Raw genomic sequence first — 20708 nt, forward strand, 5'->3', positions numbered from 1 at the left:
TAAAAAACCAAAAACTATGAAAAACCTGGCATTAATTGGATTCTCTGTAGTCACGTTACTAATTTCGTGCAAATGTAAAAAAGCAACTACAGATACAGTGGTTTCAAATCAAGTTCCTAAAAATGAAGTTGCCGCTGTACAAGGTGTTACTGATAACGGAACAGTTGCGGATTCTGCGGCTGCTATTGTGCAACCTAAAAATGAAGATAGTTTGAAAAGTCAGGAAACAGTTGCTGGTGTCGAATACGAAGCGAATTCAAGAGGTTTTTATCTGAAAGTTAAATTTCAAGAAGGAAAACTGGCGTATACAAAAGAAAGAGATTCAGATGCCTTGCAAACGGTTCAATTGACCAAAGCACAGGTTGAAGAGTTGAATTCTTTGCTTAATGGAGTGGAAGCGGCAAAAATTTCTGAACTGAAAGCACCAACCGAAAAACGATTTTATGATGGTGCGGCAATGGCCAATATTCATATCACGAAAAGCGGTAAAACCTACAGCTCGGAAACTTTTGATCATGGAACTCCTCCGGCACAAATAGAAAAATTGGTAAAAAAATTACTTTCTTACGTGAAAGATAACGAATAGAATAGAATGACAATTACAGAAATACAAAATGAAATCGTTGATGAGTTTTCCATGTTTGACGATTGGATGCAACGGTACGAATACATCATCGAATTAGGTAAATCTTTACCATTGATTGATGAAAAATACAAAACTGATGATAATATCATCAAAGGATGCCAGTCTAAGGTTTGGGTTCATGCAGAAGAGCAAAATGGTAATGTGGTTTTTACTGCCGACAGTGATGCGATATTAACCAAAGGAATTATAGGTATATTAATACGCACTTTCTCGAATCAGTCGCCTCAGGCCATATTGGATGCAACTACTGATTTTATTGATGAAATCGGTTTGAAAGAACATTTGTCGCCTACGAGAGCCAATGGATTGGTATCAATGATCAAACAAATAAAAATGTACGCTTTGGCTTTTCAGGCCAGAAATTAATTACTATGATGGAAGAATTTAACGATACAATCAACTTAGGAGAAGAAGTTGTAAAGGTTTTGAAAACGATTTACGATCCTGAGATTCCAGTTGATATTTATGAATTAGGACTTATTTACGATGTTTTTGTTAATGAAACAATGGATGTTAAAATCCTTATGACATTAACGTCACCGAATTGCCCTGTGGCAGAAACTTTGCCTCAAGAAGTGGAAGAGAAAATCAAGAAAATCGGCGATGTTAAATCGTGTGAAGTGGAGATTACATTTGATCCACCATGGAGTAAGGATTTGATGAGTGAAGAAGCGAAATTGGAATTAGGAATGCTTTAAAGTTTATAATTTGTGGTTTATGATTCATTAACTGCAAACCATAAACTTATAACCCTTAACTTCAAAAATGGAAGAAATTGTAAACAGAGTTGCGAATAGTGCGCTACAGGTTTTTGATTTGGAAGATTATTTTCCAAAACAAAGCATTGTTGAACTAGACATTTCACAATGGCTCTTTGGAGGTTTTATTCTAAAAGAGAATGAATTTCGTGACCATTTGAAAGCACATGATTGGACACAGTACAAGGATTGTTATGTTGCGCTGTATTGTTCGGAAGAAGCGATACTACCTGCTTGGACTTATGCTCTCGTAACGGTGTATCTGCAGCCTTTTGCACCTAAGGTAGTCAACGGGACTAAGAACGAACTGTTGCTTTCTTTGTATCAAGGTATTTTAAGTGAATTGGATTATTCTGATTTTATTGACAAGCCGGTAATCCTTAAAGGCTGTTCCAATAAGCCGGTTCCTCAGCAAGCATATGTGTTGGCGATAGAACATCTTATGCCTTTTGCCAAAAGCATTATGTTTGGTGAAGCCTGTTCTTCAGTACCGCTCTATAAATCTAAAAAATAAGAAAAAGATTTCATAAGTTTGTGGAAATCAGTAAACACAAACTTATGAAAAAGAGATTTATCGTATTGTCATTGTCGATGATGACTTTCTTTTCATTCGCACAAGGCAATGAGAAAGAATTAATTGGTAAAACATCTTCTGCCGAAACCAAAGCCCGGGATACTCTGAATATGGGTTGGAAAAAAACAGGCAACTTGGTTTTCTTATTCAATCAATCCGCTTTTAATAATGATTGGCGTGGAGGAGGTGTATCCAATATGGCTGGAAACATTGGGTTGAATTATGATTTCAACTATAAAACGCCTGCCTTGATTTGGGATAATAAATTGATTGTTTCTTATGGTTTGACCAAGTTGAAAGGAGCGGATGTTCAGAAATCGGACGATCGTTTTGTTTTTACTTCCTTATTGGGTAAAAAAGCCTCAGGATATTGGTTTTATTCAGGTTTTCTTGATTTTAGAACCCAGATGGATTCCGGTTTTGAGCCAGCAACTATGACAAAAATATCTCATTTATTTTCACCTGCTTATCTTCAGGCAGGTCCTGGTATGTTATGGAAAAAGAGTGATAATTTGAAAGTGAACATTGCTCCGGCAACCTCTAGAGTTATATTCGTGCATCCCCATTTTACAGAACTTGGTGCTTCTTTCGGTGTTGAGCAAGGCGATTCTTCAAGATTTGAGTTCGGGGCTGCATTGAGTGGTTATTATAAATGTAACCTTATGGAAAACATCTCTTGGGAAAATATTGTGATGATGTATACGAATTATTTGGATACACCCAAAAATGTAGACATCGATTATCAGTCTAATATAGTAATGAAAATCAATAAATACATTTCAACCAATATTGCATTTCAGGCTATTTATGATGATAATGCGGTGGGCGCCTTTCAGATTCGAGAAGTGTTTGGTCTAGGCGTGAATTGTACCTTTTAAAGAATAAAAAAAAGACCTCATTTTGAGGTCTTTTTTTTATTCTTTTTCGACGGCGTCTTTATAGTCAGGATACAAGAAGTTATTGTAAGGGAATCGGGTAATGTGAATTTGTCTTACTGCTTCATATGCTTTTTCTCTGAATTCTTCGAAGTTTGCTTTTTCAGTGGCTGAAATGAACAAGGTGTTGTTTTCACCCAATTTACTCATCCAGGTTTGTTTCCATTCCTCTAAAGTATAATGCTTAGTCGTTTTTTCAGTCATTAAGTCATCGGCTTCAATAGTCAGATGTTGATAAGCATCAATTTTGTTAAAGACCATAATCGTTGGTTTGTCATCACTTTTGATATCCTTTAAAATCTGGTTTACCGATTCGATGTGGTCTTCGAATTCAGGATGAGAAATATCAACTACATGCAGCAATAAATCCGCTTCACGCACTTCATCCAATGTACTTTTGAAAGATTCAACCAGTTGAGTAGGTAACTTTCTAATAAACCCTACCGTGTCAGAGAGCAGAAAAGGAAGATTTTTAATCACTACTTTTCTAACCGTGGTATCCAAAGTAGCAAATAATTTGTTTTCTACAAACACTTCACTTTTTCCAATGGCGTTCATTAAGGTTGATTTGCCAACATTGGTATAACCTACCAAAGCAACGCGAACCATGGCGCCACGGTTGCTGCGTTGTATGGCCATTTGTTTATCGATGATGCGAATCTTGTCTTTCAATAAAGCAATACGATCGCGAACAATACGACGGTCAGTTTCAATTTCTGTTTCACCGGGACCACGCATACCAATACCTCCACGCTGACGTTCCAAGTGCGTCCACATACCTGTTAAACGAGGAAGTAGGTACTGACATTGTGCCAATTCGACTTGTGTACGCGCATAAGATGTCTCTGCTCGTTGCGCGAAAATATCCAAAATTAAGTTGGTTCTATCCAGTACTTTACAGTCCAATTCTCTAGTGATATTTTTTTGTTGAGCGGGTGTTAACTCATCATCAAATATCACAGTTTTGATATCGTTGTCTTTTATATAGTACTTAATATCCTCAAGCTTTCCAGTTCCTACAAATGTTTTAGGATTGGGTTTATCCATCTTTTGTGTAAAACGCTTTACTACCTCACCACCAGCAGTATAGGTTAAGAACTCTAATTCGTCTAAATATTCGTTCAGCTTATCTTCACTTTGTTGTTGTGTTACAATCCCTACGACTATAGTTTTTTCAAAATCTATTTTTTCTTTCTCTAGCATGATATCATATTGTGGTGCAAAGGTATAAATTTAAGCGTCAAATTTTCTCACTTCTAATAGGAAGTTAAGTGTTAAAAAAATAAATATTATATGATTAAATGTTAAATGATTATTAAAATTATTTACTTTTGGAAGTTAAATAAACAAGATTAACCAAAAAATTACGCAAAACATGAAAAAAATTACTTTTGGTTTTTTCATGATGATTCTTCCTTATTTGGGTTTTGCTCAAGTAATCGATGAAGGATTTGAAGGAGCCACTTTTCCTCCAACAACACCAGGCAACTGGATTACCATGGACAATGGTATCGGTACTGGCGAAAGTTGGATTGAAACTACCGACCCAGCGAGGGTTTATGCAGGGCTTAAGGCCGCAATCATAGACCGGGAAAACATTGGGGCCGGAAATACCTCTCAAGATTGGTTGGTAACCCCACAAATTACGGTTCCAGCAAACGGACAACTTCGTTTTTTTACCAGACAAACCTTATTGGGGAATAATGGGTCAATTTATGAAATTCGAGTGTCCACAGATGCTAGTCAAACCAATCAGGCAGCTTATACAACTATTCAAACGTGGACCGAAAACAATTTGAATACTACTTATAATGTGTATGAAGAAAAAGCAGTCAGTTTGGCGGCTTATGCAGGCCAACAAGTTTATGTTGCTTTCGTAAAAGTAAATACACAGCCAACTGGGACTACTTCGGGAGACCGTTGGTTGATAGATCAAGTTAAGGTGCTTCAACAATGTTTGGATCCTAGTATTTTAACTACAGGTGCAATTACACCTACTTCTGCAGTGTTATCATGGACTAATAATGGATCTGCAACGAATTGGGAAGTGGTAGTGCAGCCAAGTGGAACTGGAACACCAACAGGAGCTGGTACTCCAGCACCTACCAATCCATTTACCTATACTGGATTAAATCCGGGCACCAATTATGAATATTATGTGAGATCGATATGTACTCTATCGAATAGTAATTGGGTAGGGCCATTTAATTTTACCACCTCACCATCAGGTTCTATTTGTAGTTCACCTATCATTGTAACAAGTTTACCTTATAGCCACACAGATAATACCAACACCTATGGTGATGAAGTAGATACACCTCAGGGTACAGGTTGTGCTGGTGGAGCCACCAACTATATGCAGGGAGCAGAAGTATTTTATTCGTATACTGCCAATTTTACTGGTAACATTACTGTATCAATGACACCTGGAGCAACAAATTCGAGTTTGTTTGTTTATGATGGGTGTGCTAACGTTGGGGTGTCTTGTTTAGCTGGTGTAGCCGATGCAACTGGTAATCCAAGAAATATAGCAACGATACCTGTTGTTTCAGGACAAACCTATGTATTTGTAATTTCATCAAGTTCTACTCCAGTAACAGGTATTCCTTATACTTTAATTATTCAACAAAAATTCTGTGATCCCCCAACAACATTGTCCGCTACAGCGACAACGACTACCGCTAGTTTGTCTTGGGCGAACCCTTCAGGAGCAACGGCTTGGCAAGTAGTGGTTCAGGATGCAGGTTTGCCGATTCCAACAGGATCAGGTACAGATGCCTTTGTTAATACCAATTTTACAGTAACTGGGTTGACTTCAGCTCATGCCTATGAGTATTGGGTTCGTTCTGACTGTGGAGGAGGATTATATAGCCCGTGGGCTGGACCTTTCCGTTTTAGTACCGAAATTTGTGATGCGGCTCAAAAATGTAATTATACTTTCAGATTGACAGACTCAGTAGCTGATGGATGGGACGGTGCTTTAATGCAGGTGAGACAGAACGGAATTGTAGTAGCTACTTTAGGAACTACATTTACCACTGGTGGAACCTTTAACCAAACAGTAGCTCTTTGTGAGAATTATCCTTTCGAATTGTACTGGCACGTGGCAGGAAGTTGGCCAGGAGAAGTAGGAATTACTGTAATTAATAACTTTGGACAAACATTGTTTACGAAACCAGCCAATTCTGGTGCTGCTAGTACTACTACTCCATTGTTTGCTACTGCATTTGATTGTGATGTACCGGCCTGTTTATTACCTTTGTCTCCAACGGATACTGCACCAACTACACAAGGGGCTACTTTGAACTGGACGCCGAATGGTGGAACGCAATGGGATATTTATGTGGTTCCGGCAACTCCACCTTCACCAGCACCAAATGCTTCAACCGTTCCTACTTTTGCAGGAGTTACAACTAGACCTTTTGTAGTAACTGGTCTCAATCCAAATACAACCTATTTGTATTATATAAGAACGGTTTGTTCTACTACTCAAGCGAGTAACTGGACAGTAGCGGGAGATTTTACTACGTTACCAACGTGTTCAAGACCAACAGTGCCAACTTCATCTGGAATTACACCGTATACAGCGAATCTGAACTGGACCCAACCGGCAAATCCTGGTGGAGGTACAGCAACGACATGGGAAGTAATTGTATTGCCTTGTGGTTCACCTGCACCGACAGAAACAACACCTACACCTTATCCTGGTGCGACAGTTACTTCTGTTAAACCTTTTACGGTAAGTGGTTTAACTCCAGTTACTTGTTATGACTTCTATGTGAGAGCTATTTGTTCAACTACTGATAAAAGCCCATGGTCTGTAAGTGGAACGTTCAATACCCCAGATGTTAATGATGAATGTATCAATTCGAAACAAGTACCGGTAAATCAAAATACACACTGTGAGCAAACTGTTTTTGGAACAGTTTCCAATGCCACAGCTTCAACGCAAGCAACTACTTGCGCACCTAACGATGATAACGATGATGTTTGGTTCCATTTTACGGCAACCGCAACAACTCATTATATCTCTTTATTGGAACCGGTAACCGATACTGCGGTTCCTCCAAGATTTCCTACAGCTACTCCAGGTGGACTTGGGTATACTTTGTATAGAGGCAATGATTGTAATAATCTAACTCAGATTAGTTGTAGAAGTGCAGCTAATGGAGCTATGGAAACCGGATTAGTAATAGGGGAAACCTATAAAATACGAGTGTATTCAAGAGGAACAGCAGCTTCTACCAAACGTTTTGAAGTTTGTGTGGGAACAAAAGTGATTTATTGTAATAACTCAATTCCGGCTTGTGCTGTAAATGATATTATTTTAAGAAATGATGTGGGTGTACCTTCAACACCGAATCCAATTAGTGGGACAACTACGGCTGCAGTTGGATGTTTAGGGAATGCGCCTTCACCAACTTTCTATTACTTGACTATCCCAGCAGACGGAAACTATGAGTATTTCATGGAGCAAAGTACAGATCCAACGTTTACTATTCGCGATTTAGATGTGGATTATGCGAGTTGGGGTCCTTACCCTAGTGTAGCTGCTGCTTGTGGTGCTATAACTGTAAGCAATGTAAGACCTGCACCAGATGGATGTAGTTATTCGGCAGCAGCCACAGAAACTTTAAAAATAAATGGTGCTATAGCAGGACAAGTTTATGTAGTTATGATCACCAACTTTACGGCGAATACACTTCCCGGAAAAAGAGGTTATATCCGTCTTAAAAGAATGGTTGGACCTACTCCTATAGATTGTTGTCCATTTGCTAGTTTTACTTACCCAGGTGGAAGTTTCTATTGCAAAGGATCTGGTGGTCCCAACCCAATACCAGTATTAAGTCCAGGTTCTACAGCCGGAACCTATACATCTTCACCGGCTGGTTTAGTAATTAATGCTACTACTGGAGAGGTTGATATGGCAGCAAGTACTATAGGTACTTATACAATAACCAGTACTATAATTGGAGCTAACGGATGTCAGACGTCAATTGCAACTTGGAGTATGACGATTTCTAACCCGGCGAATGCTACAATTTCGTATAGTGCACCTGAATTCTGTAAATCAGTAACAGCGGCACAGCCTGTAACTCAAACAGGTACTGTTGGTGGTTACTACTATGCTGTTCCGGCAGGTTTGTCAATTAATGCTTCAACGGGAGCAATTACTCCAAGCACGAGTTTAGCGGGAACGTATACCGTACGATATAATGTAGTGGTACCAGGATGTTCTTCAACACCATTTGAGACTACGGTTACTATAACGGCTTTACCGGTTGCTACTTTTGCCTATACGGGTACACCATATTGTCAAAATGCCGGAACGGTTAGTCCTACATTCAGCGGTGGAGGAGTTGCAGGTGTATTTAGTGCTAGTGCGACCGGATTGGTTATCAATCCTTCAACGGGAGTTATCGATTTGTCAGCAAGTACTGTTGGAACGTATACCGTTACCAACACGATTGCAGCTGCAGGAGGTTGTGCCGAAGTAACTGCTTCTACAACAATCACGATTACAGCACTTCCTGTGGTAACCTTTAACTATGCCGACAGTCCTTACTGTCAGAGTACAGGAACAGCAAGTCCAACATTTATCGGTGGTGGAACGGCGGGAACTTTTACAGCAGTGCCTGCTACAGGATTGACTATTGATCCTTCGACAGGAGTTGTTGATGTGACCAACAGTACACCAGGAACTTATGTAGTTACGAATACAGTTGCAGCAGCCAATGGATGCCAAGCAAATTCTGCGGATGCAACTATCATAATTAGAACTAACCCTATTGCAACAATAGGTTCAACCGATCCAGACAATACTATTTGTTCTAATGATACAGCGCAATTAACAGTGGTTCCAGGTAATTTCTTACTTGCCGATGCAACGTATGTATGGACATTGAACGGTACTATTCCTGTGGGTACTACAAGTTCTATTACACCTACAATGAGTGGGACTTATGAAGTAGTTGTAACATTGAATGGATGTACGAATACGACACCTATTACAACTTCATTTACGGTTAATTTTCAACCGAACTTTACATTATCCGGAACGAATCTAACCAAATGTGCTGGTGAAACAGCGGTGTTAACGGTTCAGCCCGTGAATTATTCGGTTACGGATCCATTAGTAGTTTATTCATGGACGTTAAATGGAAATCCAATTCCAGGTACAACAAATACAATCAGTGTTGTTGATTATGGTATGTATGAAGTAACGGTAAATAACCAAGGCTGTATCGCTTCTCAACAAATTGAAGTGGTTATGGATATGACCGATATTCCTATCACTACAGTGGGTGAATGTCAAGGAGCGCAGTATGTAATTACCGCTTCTCCTGTAAATGGTTCTTTTGATGGTGCTACTGCCACTTATGAATGGACAAACGAATCCTCTACGGTAATAGGAACAAACGCAAATACGCTTAATGTATCTCAATATATTTTGGATTATAATGTTCCGCTAGCTAGTTTCCCAATGACTTTCACGGTAAAAATCACAACAGCTCCTGATGGATGTGTTGATACACAAAGTTTTACAGTTGAAAGCCCTCAATGTGTCATCCCAAGAGGATTGTCACCGAATGGAGATGGAAATAATGATACTTTTGACTTAACTAGTTTGGGAGTTAAAAAATTATCTATCTTCAACAGATATGGTAAAAAAGTCTATGGTAAGACAAATTATACGAATCAATGGAGCGGTCAATCTGAATCTGGCGATGAATTACCAGATGGAACTTATTACTACGTTATTGATCAAGATAATGGTGAAACCAAATCAGGTTGGGTTTACATTAATAGATAAAAATAAGGCTTAGGCCCATGAGAATGGGCCTTGCTTTTGTATTAAACAAACAATTAAAATGAAGAAACTATTTCTTACTGCAATAATTGCATTTTCATTTTTCTCGGAAATGCAAGCACAACAAGATCCCCACTACACCCAATATATGTATAATATGAATGTCATGAATCCTGCCTATGCAGGTTCTAAAGAAAACCTTTCGATAGGATTATTATTCAGAAAACAATGGGTTGAAATTGAAGATTCCCCCACTACATTCACCGCATCAGGACATTCACCAGTTGGTAAGAATGTAGGTTTGGGTTTGTCTGTTATAAGTGATAGAATTGGTCCTGTAGAGGAGAATAACATTTACGGTGATTTCTCCTATACCTTGAATTTAGGTGGTGAGCATCGATTGGCTATGGGTATTAAAGCGGGTGTTTCATTGTTGAACATCGGACTCAATAGCGAAATTGCATCGACTTTACCCGCTCCATCCGATGGTGCTTTCGCAGAAGACACTTCAAGTGCTAAGCTGAACATTGGAACGGGATTGTTTTATTATACAGATAAGTACTATTTGGCGCTTTCCGTTCCGAATATGCTTAAATCTGCTCATTTGGATTATAACGGTGTACAGTACGGTTCTGAAGTACAACACTATTTCTTAACTGGAGGTTATGTGTTCAACTTGTCCGAAAATACTAAGTTCAAGCCTTTCTTTATGGTGAAATCGGCATTTAACGCGCCTACATCGGTAGACTTGTCTACTAACTTTTTATTCTTCGATAAGTTTGAATTGGGTGCAAGCTATAGAATTGATGATTCTTTCGGTGCTATGGTAAATTATAGAATTTCCGACGGAATGCGTTTGGGATATGCTTACGATCATATCGTTTCCGATTTGAATGTGGCTACTCCTTCATCGCACGAGTTTATGGTTTTATTTGATTTGAACTTCCCTAAAAAAGTGTCAAGTTCACCACGTTATTTCTAATAGGTTTAAAAATGAGAAAGATATACTTCAATATAAGTTTACTATTAGCTGTATCAGCTGGTATAGCACAAAATAAAGACACCAAAAGTGCGGACAAACTTTTTAACAGTTACGAATACATCAATGCATCCAAAGAATATTTAAAGCTTGAAGATAAAGGAAAAGCGGACTCTTATGTTTACAAGCAACTAGGGGATTGTTATTATAACATCTTCAATGCTGAGGCTGCTGAAAAATGGTACGCGAAAGCGATTGCTGCAAAAGAACAAGATGCCGAAACATATTTCCGATACGCTCAAATGTTAAAAGCGAACAAGAAATATGATGAAGCTAAAAATGCGATGGATAAATTTGGGGCATTAGCACCGAACGATGAACGTGCTAAAGCATCCAATGCCACTTCTATAAGTGCACTTCAAAAAGTTTCCAAAAGCTGGGAAATGAAATCTGTTGGAATCAACTCTAAGTATTCTGATTTCGGAGCTTATTTGAAAGGTGACAAGGTGTATTTCGCAAGTGCCAGAAATACGGCACGTAAAACGTATGAATGGAATGATCAGCCTTTTCTTGATTTGTACGAAGTGGATTTTACAGAGGGGACTTTAGGTCAATCTCCTGTTGAAGTTGCCGGGTTAAATACTTCATTTCATGAAGGTCCCGTAGCTATTTCGGCAGATGGGAATACTATTTATTTTTCAAGAGAGAGTTTTTCAGAAAAACAATTTGTGAAATCATCGGATAAGAAGAATAGATTTGGTAAAATGTACCTATTCAAAGCTACCAATGACAATGGAAAATGGACGAATGTTACAGCGCTTCCTTTCAACGGTAAAGAATTCAATTGTAGTTCTCCTTCGCTAAGTGCAGATGGTACTGTGCTTTATTTTACATCCGACAGACCAGGTGGAATTGGCAAAACCGATATCTGGAAGGTGGCTGTAAATGCTGATGGTACTTTTGGAATTCCAGAAAATCTTGGAAAAAGAATCAATACTGAAGGAAACGAACAATTCCCTTCGGTAACAGATAGCAATATTCTTTATTTTGCGTCTAATGGATTCAACGGATTAGGTGGTCTTGATGTGTTTGAAGCCGATTTGAATGGAACAGAGCAACCTAAAAACTTAGGTGCGCCTGTAAATAGCGAAAAGGATGATTTTGCTTTTGCTTACAATGAATCTAAAAAAACGGCTTTTCTTTCAAGTAACCGAAATGGTGGTACTGGTGATGACGATATTTATATGGTATTGCCGATTTGTCATTTGGATTTAGTAGCATTAGTTCGCGATTCAAAAACCGGCTTGGCGATTCCGAATGCGAATATCATTGTATTGGATGAGAACAAGAATACCGTAATGTCTGGCACATCTAACGAAAATGGTGATGCCGATTTTCAATTAGATTGCGAAAAGAAATACGAAGTTTCTGTAGGTAGAGCAGGTTATTTGACTCAAACTTTCCCAGTATCGGAAATCAAAGGAAAAGTAAAAGTTGCTGCTAATCTGAATCCGGTTGAGGTGGTAATCACAGAGAAGGAAGTGATTTTGGGTGATGTGTATTTTGCCTACAACAAAAGCAATATAACGCCTCAAGGTGCAGCTGAGTTAGACAAATTGGTTGCTGTGATGAATGAATACCCGAACATGGTTATTTTTGCAAAATCGCACACCGATTCGCGCGGTAATGATAAATACAACATGAGTTTGTCAGAACGTAGAGCAAAAGCTACGGTGCAGTATATTATCTCTAAAGGAATTGCAGCTGATAGAATTAGCGGACAAGGATATGGAGAAACAGAGCCGAAAGTGAATTGTGGTGATGGATGTACTGAAGAGGAGTATGCACAAAACCGTCGTTCCGAATTTATGATTGTTAAAAAATAATCTTATTTGTATACAATACGATAAAAACGAACCCAAAAGGTTCGTTTTTTTATGTCTACTAGTTAAGAAATTATGTTAATTTAATGAGCTTCTAAATTAGCCTTTAGTATGAAGTATATTGCTATTTTATTATGTTGCTTGCTCTCGGCCTGTTCTGCAAGTCTCGGGAAGTTGTCTGAACATTTGGTGCTTACGGATGTGAAACGGATTCTACAAAAAAAGTTATTGGAAGAACAAATGGATGGCAACCACTCGAAGTTGATACAGTTACTCTAAAGGAGAAAATTAATCTTAAGAAAAATGAAGGAATTTTTGAAAAAATTAAAAAATTTATTTCGGAGTAATAAGCGATATATAGTCTTAGTTTTATTGTGTTTGATAGGTTTGAAGTATTATACCAATTATATATACAAACGGGCTTTTGCTGAATGTAAATCAAGTTTGCAGAATGAAAGTAATAGCGATATAGATATCGTTAAAGATAATGTATTCAAAAAACTTAATCAGCGAGTATACGATAGTTTGTTTATGTATGATGGACCAAAGAAAACATTTATGTATGCTATTGTTGTATCTAATAAATACAATTACAATGAAGCTTCATTTGAAATCTTTCATACTCTAGCAAATTTAAATGCTGACAATAAATTTAAAAGGATTCCAGATTTAAATTTTTTAGATAAAAAAACTAGAAATATGGCTCTTTTTTATTTGGAAAAATCTGCCAACGAAAATAATCCAAATGCGAAGTTTATTCTCGGGAAGTATTACATTTCTGGAGAGTATCACGATAAAAATGTTGATTTAGGAAACAAACTATTAAAAGATGCTTTAAAATCGAGTGGTGGTGTTTTAAAATGAGCAATCTGGATCGCGCGGATTTACTTCGTCAGTTCGGCTAAAGCCTCGATTGCAATCCGTGCCCACAAAGAATAGAAACTACAGCCGTAAAAAGTTGTAGTTTTATTTTTACTGATGGTAATGAAAATGATTTTAGCCATTGTTTTGTTAGATTTGTTTTGAAGAAGATTGCCGACACGGATTATAAATCCGCGCGATCTGACTTTATTCGGGTTATGTTTTGAATTTTCTATCTTTGTAAAGCACTTTAATGTTGTAAAATGTGTAGTTCTGATGAGTTCGTTCTCCTAATTTTTACCCAACTCTGACCGTTAATCTGCAATCAAATTCTAATAACAATTTTATTTAAGGAGCATGCGTTTTTTGTATTTATTAATCTTTTTTGTCATCGTAAGCTGTAATAAAATTGATTTGAATGACAATGAAGTGAGACTTATGGTCGATGGAGTGAAACACTCTGAATTTTTCTTTAGAAAATCAGGAGAAGTATCGCACATGAATATTTATTTTTCGGAAGGAAATATTGATGATGTACTTAGTTTTGACTATGTAAATGGTAATTTGGATCGTGTTCGTTCGGAATCCGATTATAAAACGCGCGGTGACTGGGAAACTGATTATTACAAGAATACCTTAGCTTTACATGAGTACCTGCTTAAAAACGGTGTTAAAGTGGGTCACCCTTTTTTGGTAGCAGAAGAAATGAATGACTTTTGCAAGCTGGCCGATGCTATCCAGTATTTTTCGAAGGGTGCAGATGATAAGGTAACGGCATTCTGGGCTAAAGATATCAACGTAAAAGCTGAATTTGATTCAAGCACCATTCGACGATTCATCTCTACGAATTCTGTAATTCATTATTTTGAATACGCTGTTAATAAGGAAGGATATTTGGTTTATGAGATTATTCAATTTGATCAAAGCGCTTTGAAAATCAGCTATGAGTATGAAGACAATAAAATTAGTAAAATAACGTATAAAGTTTTATACAGAAATGGTAAACTAGAACATTCACATAAAGAATTTTTGTATAAAGCTATTTAATGTTAGGATCACAGATTTAATTATATTTAGAAACCACTCATTACGAGTGGTTTTTGGTTTTATAGCGCAGCTAACTTTCTGGCTTTGATGCCAAGACTTTAGAAGGTAAACCTAGACAGCTTCTCCAGTGGACTAATTCTGTGATAATTTTTCGTGTTAAAAAAAATTCTCACAAAGTTGTGATAAAATTGCTGTGATACAATAAATTATCACAAAAAAATTCTCACAGCGTAAAGACGGGTTACAAAGCAATTTTTAGGTATTACAACCAAACCTCATTCGCTTTGTAATTCGTAGGAAAGTAAGTCAGGTATTGTACCATACGTGGGTTACGCCCGTGATTGGCGGTGGCACAATGCGGTAACGCCTGATGCCAGATGATAAAGTCACCGGCTTCACCGGTAATGGGCACAAGTTCTTGGGTGAGTTTCTGTAAAGCGTATTCTCGCGGAGTTCTGTCTTTGGGGACTTGATGGATCCATTCTTCCATGCGGTGATGAAATCCAGGTATGCAATGAAAAGCGCCTTCGTGTGCTTCACAATCGCTTAAATACAATAAACCCTGCAAGCCCAAAGGAATGGGTTGGTGCAAACTTACATCCCAATGCAAACTACTACCTTTAAACGTATGCTGATCATTGACCGGCGGATTGAAACTTACTTTGTCAATGGTTTTGAAAAGGGCGTCGGATTGGTACAATTGCTCGTAGGCTTTTCGAATTTTTTGTGAATCGCGGTTTTGGTTCAAAACCGGATGGTCGGAAAAGTTGACCATCATGCCGCTTTGTTGCGGATGTTGTTGGTACCAACTTTCGGGTGAATCCGGATGCATTTCTAGAAATTCCCAGATGGCTTTTTGAGTTGCAAGGCAATCTTCCTTCGAAATGGCATTTTTTAGTACGATATAGCCATTTTTGTTCCAAAACTGAATATCAGCTTCGCTTAAGACGTTTTCGGTTATTTTGAGGCTATTTTCATTGTTCTTTGTTGCGTAACTTTCTACCCAGCCAATAAAAGTAGGTAAGGCAGGGTTTTCAAAATGCAAATACTGAAGAGCAACTTCCAGACTGATGTTGTAATGGTACAAACATTCGATTTCCTGATTCCAGGTAGTGGATAACGTAGTTTCTTTTTCAATCGTTCTTCGCCAGAAATTTTCGAGATAGTGTTGCATAGCCGTAGGTTTATTGACCTAAAATTAGAAGAATATAGCCAAAGTTAAAAAGCAAGCAAAAAAAAACTCCCACAACTGTGGGAGTTTTGGTATAATAACGTACTCTTAGTTTACTATGATGTCGTCAATTTGAACAGTAGTAGTTAACGTTGGTGTTCCTGAATATTCAAAAACAAAGTAACCGTTTCCTGTTAAACCAGCAGGGATATTGTAAGTTCCTGCAGAGTTGAATGCATTTTCTGATGCACCTGTAGCTGGATAAGTGATATTGAAGCTAGAAGTGATGTTTGTGAAAGTGCTAGTGTTAATTGGGCTTCCAGGAGTATAATTTGCTGCTGTTACATAATATACCTGTAATGCAACTCCTTGGTTAAAACGCATTTCTTCTTTGAAAGTAAATGTGTTAGCCGCTGTAAAGTCAACAGGAACAAAGAAATATCCTTTAGCTGTTACGCTAGTTCCTCCACTTCCAAAAGAAGTTAACTCAATGTACTCGTTATTGCTGAATGTTTTTAATTGCCAATATCTAGTTCCAACATAAGCATCATTGTAATATTTCGGGAAGTTCGTTTGATTTACTGTATAACCAGTTTCAAAGTTTTCTGTAAAAGCACCGCTGAAAGTTGCTGCAGCACCACCGATTACCGGGAAGAAGTCTATTCTGTCATTTGTTAATTTGATATCACTTTCATTTCTTACCATGAATTGGAAGTCAGAACCGAATTTTGTTAAAACTCCTCTGATTTTACCATTTTTCATGTTTACTTTGTTACCTGCAAAGTTAGCGAACTCACTTACTCTAACAATTAATGTGTTTCCAGAAGCATCCACAATAGTGTGGTTAGTTGCACCTCCTAAGTTGTTTACTGTTGGATCGAAATAGTTTTTGTTATTAGATGCATCCGTAAACTGAACACCGTCTAATTCGATTAACATATTCAACAAGTTATTGTTTTTAGCAGCTGTGATATTTGTTGGTTTTTTAACAAAATCTTCTTCACTTACTTTTACACAAGAAGCTTTGATGATGTTTTTGAAATCTACACCTGCAATACGACCCACTTCGTCATCGGTTGCAACAGGAGTGTCATTGTCATACAAAGCACCAATTACAGTTGAATTGTTTTCGGTTACATAGTATAAGTCTTTCATTTTGACAAATACTTTTCTACCTGGCTCAAAGTAAGTATAAAGGTTGTATGCGTCAATTGGCATGCTAAATCCTACGCTACCGTCAACAGATGTGAATGACACAGACTTGTAGAAATTACCTGATTCGTCGCTTGAAGTTACATACGCTTCGATAACGTCATCACCAGTATATTTTGCATAAGTAGTAGTCGAAGTCGAAGTGATTTCACTAACTTGTTTTGTTACCGGAATGGTTTCACACTCACCTTCTAAACTCGGCTCATCATAATGTTCTTCAACACAACTAACGGTTGCCGCTAAGAGTAGAGATGAAAGTAAAAAACCTCTAAAGTTTAATGTTTTCATATTATTTATTTTCAAAAATTTTAATATTGTCTAATTGAAAAGTCGTTGTAGTACCGGCGTTTTTGTTACCCACATATTTGAATCCAATGCTGATGTCTTTTCCTTTGTAAGCATTCAAGTCGATATCACCACTTTCAACAAAATTATCTACCTGAGCAGTTGGTAATATTGGGTTCAATTCTACCCATGTTGCTGTTGCAATACCCGCTTGAGTACCATCATAATTTTCAGAAATATAAACGGTAAGATTTTTTCCAGTCCAGCTTCTTGCTTTTGATTGGAAATTAAAAATCCAATCTTTACTTGCATTAAGATTTACTTTAGGAGTTACTAACCATACTTCATCTGAAGATCCAGCAGTAGAGAAGAAAGAAGAAAAATCAGCATATTTATTGTTGCTGAAAGAGCGGCTATGCCATTTTCTTGTACCGGCTGGATTTACGTTGAAGTTAGACCATCCGCTTAAAGCAATAGCGTTTTCGGTTGCTCCACTTCCTGCAGTAGTGCCTTCAAACCCTTCAAACAAAAGTACTTCTTTGATTTCAGGGATATCGAATTCAGATTCTGTATCACAGCTGACAACTGTTGCAGTTAAAGCTGTAAAAAGAAATAGTTGTTTTATGTATCTTTTCATAATTAGTTGCATTAGAAGTTAATGTATAAGTTCACAAAATAAGTTCTTCCGTATCCGTAGAAATACTTAGGTCCAAAAGTTCTTACACCACTTTGTAAATCTTCTTGAGCTGATGGGAATGTTGCTTTTCTTGATTGCTCAAAACCACCAGTTTTGAAAACTTCGTCCAATACATTGTTCACGGTAGCGAAGAAACCGAAAGTTGTTCCGTCCACTCTCCATGATTTACCACCAGATAAATTTAATAAATATAATTCATCTAGTTTTTCTTGTTGTAATATTTTTCTAACTGAAGCTTCATTAGCACCAGGGTAAGAAACGCCTGTGTTGCTGTCAATTGTGAAGTTGTTTGTTCTTAATACATTTGAAATTCCAACATAAGCATCGTCAAAATAGTTGTAGTTCGCAGAGATGAACCAGAAGTGAGGGTCTCTGTACTCTAAACCAACTGAAGCTGCTTTTTGTGGCATACCACCGATTCTGTATCCTTTTAAGTAGGTTTTACCGAAATCTTCGATAGGGTAAGTGTTAGTAGCCGATGCAGCAGCATCATTGTTAATTCTTAAAGTAGGGTTGTTATCATAGATATACTCACCGTAAGAAGCTGCAGCACTTGCTTTCAATGTAGAAGTAAATTGGTACTCCAATCCTAATTCTCCACCAAAGTTTTTCTTGTTCATACCTGTAACGATTTCACTTACGAAAGCATCTTCACTACCGTTGTTGTCGTCTTCGTCAGCTACACCTTCACCAAAGAAGAAAGCTACGTTCGTTGCATCTTGGATTTTAGAATAGAATCCAGTAATTCTTGATTTGAATTTTGGTGTTCTGATGATATAACTAGCATCAGCACTTGTAATTCTTTCGTCTCTTAAGTCTAAAGTTACATTGTTGTTCACACGAGCATTAGCAAATACATTACGTAAGCTAGGTGCTTTAGTCATGTACGCTCCGTTGAAATCCAATAAGTGTTGGCTTGACAATTTGTAAGTTAAACCCCCTTTGAAACCGAAGTTTTCGAAGATTTCTTTAGAACCTTTTCCGAAAGAGTTGTTGATGTAGTTTCCATTTCTGAATAAACCTTCTCTTTGGTATTGTGAACGAGAGAATGATTGTGCTACGTAGAAATCAGCTGTTTTGTAGTTGAATTTGAATTGTGTAAATCCGTCAAAAACAATAGCGTGTAGGTTATAGTTGTAACCAAAAGTTCCGTCTAATCCAATTTTTGCATCTGGATTGTTCATGTCAAACTGAGCTTTATCACCAGTGTAGAAAGAATCTGTGTTCAATACATAATCTGCACCTAATAAATCGATTACAGCAGCATAATTATGTGATTTTAATTTTCTGAAAGTAACACCACCATTCATACTGATGTTGTCAGACAATTGAGAGTTGATGATAGAGTTCGCAGAAATTTGCTTGTCATCACTTCTTTGCTCGCTTAAGAAATAAGCTGCCTTGTTTTGTCCGTTTTCGTCAACGGCTGTTCTTGTATTTCCTAAATACATGTCAGTCCAGTTGATTTGACCACCTTGTAGGAAAGCAGCTTTCAAACGATCTGCTTCAGCATAGTCAGGATACCATTGCCCTCCACTTGTGTGGTAATTCAAAGCATAACTTGGTAAGTTTCTGTAATAGGTTGGATCTGGGTTGTTACCGTAAGGGTATTCCAAACGTGTATTTCCAACAGAACCTGTTTGGTAAGCTACATTTGTATTCAATGTAGTTCTGTCATTGAATTTCCAGAAGTGGCTTAACATCATGATAGGTTCTTCGATGTTTCTGTCTCTTGAATTGCGTTTTCTTCCGTCTTGCCATCCCCAGTACGAGTTGTATTTGTATCCTTTAAGATCAATAACTTCTTGAGTATTAGGTGAAGTTTTTCCACGGCTGTTTTGTGCGTAAATTGAAGTAAAGTTTAATGCATGTTTTTTTCCAAATCTTTTTTCAACACTTGCAAATAATGAATTAGCTGCGTAATCTGTTCCTTCGAAATGTGCTTCTTGTGCCCATCTTCTACTAGCAGATACTACAAATGCCCATCCGTCTTTATCCAAACCAGAAGCATGAGTACCCATAGCTCTCCAGTTGTAGTTAGTGTTGGTTCCAGAATAAGAAAGTCTTGTTCCTTTTCTGTAGATAGATGCTCTTGTGTTGATTTCTTGAGTACCTAAGATACCACCGAAAGTATAATCAGAAGGCGCTGAACCCATTGTGAATTCCTGATTACGAGTTGCATCGTTCAAACCACCCCAGTTACCCCATTGTGGTCTGTTATCATATAACTTATTCATTACGATACCGTTAATCATAGTGGTACCGTACTCATTGTCTAAACCACGAATTCTGAAACGTGCACCACCCCAGTTGAAAGCAGCTGCTTGTTGGTAGGTGTCGCGTGATGCTTGCAATAATCCTGAAGTACTCTCAGAACCACTGTTGTCATCACCTAAATCATTTTCGGTAATCGTAATTAAACTAATTTGCTGTTCTGTAGTCTGAGTGTCCTCTTCTAAAACTACAACACCTAAATCTAAAGTCTGACCTGCTACGATTTCAATAGCAAGCATTTGTTCTTTGTAACCGTCGCTCTTCACTTTAAGAATCTGACCACCCAAAGGGACATTTTTGAACGTAAATTTACCATCCTGGCCCGTTACTTGAGTCAAATTAGTGTTTACGATCGATGTCACTACATTTTGTAAAGGATTTTGAGTTTTAGCGTCAAGAACAACTCCCGAAACTCCAGTAGGTTGTTGAGCAAAAACTAAAAATGCATGTAATACAAATAATGTACTAATAACAAGTTTTTTCATAAATAAGTTTAAAATTAATTCGAGTTTTCCCACTCTTTTTTCGAAAGCAGGGCGACAAATGTACATCTTTTAATAATATTATTTACTTTT

Annotated in this window: 15 protein-coding genes; 10 read left to right on the forward strand and 5 right to left on the reverse strand. The window is 37.6% G+C overall.

Translation table 11 applies throughout. The features are described from left to right. Nucleotides 1-16: 16 nt before the first annotated feature. The 5 genes from ACS8MM_RS13825 to ACS8MM_RS13845 all read left to right on the forward strand — a co-directional run bounded on the left by ACS8MM_RS13825 (nucleotide 17) and on the right by ACS8MM_RS13845 (nucleotide 2856). A complete protein-coding gene (locus ACS8MM_RS13825) occupies nucleotides 17-586 on the forward strand; it encodes a hypothetical protein (RefSeq protein ID WP_379717931.1) in 570 nt (189 codons plus the stop codon). Nucleotides 587-592: 6 nt separating this feature from the next. Continuing rightward, nucleotides 593-1012, forward strand: a complete 420-nt coding sequence (locus ACS8MM_RS13830) for a SufE family protein (RefSeq protein WP_379717932.1) — start codon at nucleotides 593-595, stop codon at nucleotides 1010-1012. A gap of 8 nt (nucleotides 1013-1020) precedes the next feature. Then, on the forward strand, nucleotides 1021-1344 hold the full coding sequence (locus tag ACS8MM_RS13835) for an SUF system Fe-S cluster assembly protein (RefSeq protein ID WP_379719028.1): 324 nt from the start codon (nucleotides 1021-1023) through the stop codon (nucleotides 1342-1344). A 67-nt stretch (nucleotides 1345-1411) separates the two neighbouring features. Next, nucleotides 1412-1918 carry a DUF2480 family protein gene (locus tag ACS8MM_RS13840; RefSeq protein WP_379717933.1) on the forward strand — a complete coding sequence of 169 codons (507 nt, stop codon included), beginning with the start codon at nucleotides 1412-1414 and terminating at the stop codon, nucleotides 1916-1918. Between the two features lie 44 nt (nucleotides 1919-1962). Next, a complete protein-coding gene (locus ACS8MM_RS13845) occupies nucleotides 1963-2856 on the forward strand; it encodes a DUF3078 domain-containing protein (protein WP_379717934.1) in 894 nt (297 codons plus the stop codon). Between the two features lie 36 nt (nucleotides 2857-2892). Here ACS8MM_RS13845 and hflX read toward each other — a convergent pair whose 3' ends face one another. Then, the gene (gene hflX, locus ACS8MM_RS13850) at nucleotides 2893-4116 is read right to left on the reverse strand and encodes a GTPase HflX (RefSeq protein WP_379717936.1); all 1224 of its coding nucleotides are present in this window, start codon (nucleotides 4114-4116) and stop codon (nucleotides 2893-2895) included. A gap of 172 nt (nucleotides 4117-4288) precedes the next feature. Between hflX and ACS8MM_RS13855 the strand changes: the two genes are divergently transcribed. The 5 genes from ACS8MM_RS13855 (at nucleotide 4289) to ACS8MM_RS13875 (ending at nucleotide 14494) form a co-directional block, all read left to right on the forward strand. Beyond that, nucleotides 4289-9727: a fibronectin type III domain-containing protein gene (locus tag ACS8MM_RS13855; protein ID WP_379717938.1), complete on the forward strand. Its 5439-nt coding sequence runs from the start codon at nucleotides 4289-4291 to the stop codon at nucleotides 9725-9727. Nucleotides 9728-9785: 58 nt separating this feature from the next. Further along, nucleotides 9786-10706: a PorP/SprF family type IX secretion system membrane protein gene (locus ACS8MM_RS13860; RefSeq protein ID WP_379717940.1), complete on the forward strand. Its 921-nt coding sequence runs from the start codon at nucleotides 9786-9788 to the stop codon at nucleotides 10704-10706. 11 nt (nucleotides 10707-10717) lie between these two features. Continuing rightward, nucleotides 10718-12589: an OmpA family protein gene (locus ACS8MM_RS13865; protein ID WP_379717942.1), complete on the forward strand. Its 1872-nt coding sequence runs from the start codon at nucleotides 10718-10720 to the stop codon at nucleotides 12587-12589. Between the two features lie 300 nt (nucleotides 12590-12889). Further along, nucleotides 12890-13450 carry a hypothetical protein gene (locus tag ACS8MM_RS13870; protein ID WP_379717944.1) on the forward strand — a complete coding sequence of 187 codons (561 nt, stop codon included), beginning with the start codon at nucleotides 12890-12892 and terminating at the stop codon, nucleotides 13448-13450. 354 nt (nucleotides 13451-13804) lie between these two features. Further along, a complete protein-coding gene (locus ACS8MM_RS13875) occupies nucleotides 13805-14494 on the forward strand; it encodes a hypothetical protein (protein ID WP_379717946.1) in 690 nt (229 codons plus the stop codon). A gap of 262 nt (nucleotides 14495-14756) precedes the next feature. Here the strand turns inward: ACS8MM_RS13875 and ACS8MM_RS13880 are convergent, their stop codons facing one another. The 4 genes from ACS8MM_RS13880 to ACS8MM_RS13895 all read right to left on the reverse strand — a co-directional run bounded on the left by ACS8MM_RS13880 (nucleotide 14757) and on the right by ACS8MM_RS13895 (nucleotide 20618). Then, on the reverse strand, nucleotides 14757-15668 hold the full coding sequence (locus ACS8MM_RS13880) for a phytanoyl-CoA dioxygenase family protein (protein ID WP_379717948.1): 912 nt from the start codon (nucleotides 15666-15668) through the stop codon (nucleotides 14757-14759). 105 nt (nucleotides 15669-15773) lie between these two features. Next, nucleotides 15774-17165 carry a DUF5689 domain-containing protein gene (locus ACS8MM_RS13885; RefSeq protein WP_379717950.1) on the reverse strand — a complete coding sequence of 464 codons (1392 nt, stop codon included), beginning with the start codon at nucleotides 17163-17165 and terminating at the stop codon, nucleotides 15774-15776. A gap of 1 nt (nucleotide 17166) precedes the next feature. Next, nucleotides 17167-17799 (reverse strand): choice-of-anchor J domain-containing protein, encoded by a 633-nt coding sequence (locus tag ACS8MM_RS13890; RefSeq protein ID WP_379717952.1) that lies wholly within the window; start codon nucleotides 17797-17799, stop codon nucleotides 17167-17169. Nucleotides 17800-17810: 11 nt separating this feature from the next. Continuing rightward, nucleotides 17811-20618: a carboxypeptidase-like regulatory domain-containing protein gene (locus ACS8MM_RS13895; RefSeq protein WP_379717954.1), complete on the reverse strand. Its 2808-nt coding sequence runs from the start codon at nucleotides 20616-20618 to the stop codon at nucleotides 17811-17813. Nucleotides 20619-20708: the final 90 nt, after the last annotated feature.

It is taken from the genome of Flavobacterium sp. MAHUQ-57 (assembly GCF_051908335.1).
In the GTDB taxonomy this organism is placed as follows: domain Bacteria; phylum Bacteroidota; class Bacteroidia; order Flavobacteriales; family Flavobacteriaceae; genus Flavobacterium.

What these genes read in the sequence shown, in the direction of transcription:
- ACS8MM_RS13825 (WP_379717931.1), top strand. Translation starts at nt 17, where the DNA reads ATGAAAAACCTGGCATTAATTGGATTCTCTGTAGTCACGTTACTAATT.
- ACS8MM_RS13830 (WP_379717932.1), top strand. Translation starts at nt 593, where the DNA reads ATGACAATTACAGAAATACAAAATGAAATCGTTGATGAGTTTTCCATG.
- ACS8MM_RS13835 (WP_379719028.1), top strand. Translation starts at nt 1,021, where the DNA reads ATGGAAGAATTTAACGATACAATCAACTTAGGAGAAGAAGTTGTAAAG.
- ACS8MM_RS13840 (WP_379717933.1), top strand. Translation starts at nt 1,412, where the DNA reads ATGGAAGAAATTGTAAACAGAGTTGCGAATAGTGCGCTACAGGTTTTT.
- ACS8MM_RS13845 (WP_379717934.1), top strand. Translation starts at nt 1,963, where the DNA reads ATGAAAAAGAGATTTATCGTATTGTCATTGTCGATGATGACTTTCTTT.
- hflX (WP_379717936.1), bottom strand. Translation starts at nt 4,116, where the DNA reads ATGCTAGAGAAAGAAAAAATAGATTTTGAAAAAACTATAGTCGTAGGG.
- ACS8MM_RS13855 (WP_379717938.1), top strand. Translation starts at nt 4,289, where the DNA reads ATGAAAAAAATTACTTTTGGTTTTTTCATGATGATTCTTCCTTATTTG.
- ACS8MM_RS13860 (WP_379717940.1), top strand. Translation starts at nt 9,786, where the DNA reads ATGAAGAAACTATTTCTTACTGCAATAATTGCATTTTCATTTTTCTCG.
- ACS8MM_RS13865 (WP_379717942.1), top strand. Translation starts at nt 10,718, where the DNA reads ATGAGAAAGATATACTTCAATATAAGTTTACTATTAGCTGTATCAGCT.
- ACS8MM_RS13870 (WP_379717944.1), top strand. Translation starts at nt 12,890, where the DNA reads ATGAAGGAATTTTTGAAAAAATTAAAAAATTTATTTCGGAGTAATAAG.
- ACS8MM_RS13875 (WP_379717946.1), top strand. Translation starts at nt 13,805, where the DNA reads ATGCGTTTTTTGTATTTATTAATCTTTTTTGTCATCGTAAGCTGTAAT.
- ACS8MM_RS13880 (WP_379717948.1), bottom strand. Translation starts at nt 15,668, where the DNA reads ATGCAACACTATCTCGAAAATTTCTGGCGAAGAACGATTGAAAAAGAA.
- ACS8MM_RS13885 (WP_379717950.1), bottom strand. Translation starts at nt 17,165, where the DNA reads ATGAAAACATTAAACTTTAGAGGTTTTTTACTTTCATCTCTACTCTTA.
- ACS8MM_RS13890 (WP_379717952.1), bottom strand. Translation starts at nt 17,799, where the DNA reads ATGAAAAGATACATAAAACAACTATTTCTTTTTACAGCTTTAACTGCA.
- ACS8MM_RS13895 (WP_379717954.1), bottom strand. Translation starts at nt 20,618, where the DNA reads ATGAAAAAACTTGTTATTAGTACATTATTTGTATTACATGCATTTTTA.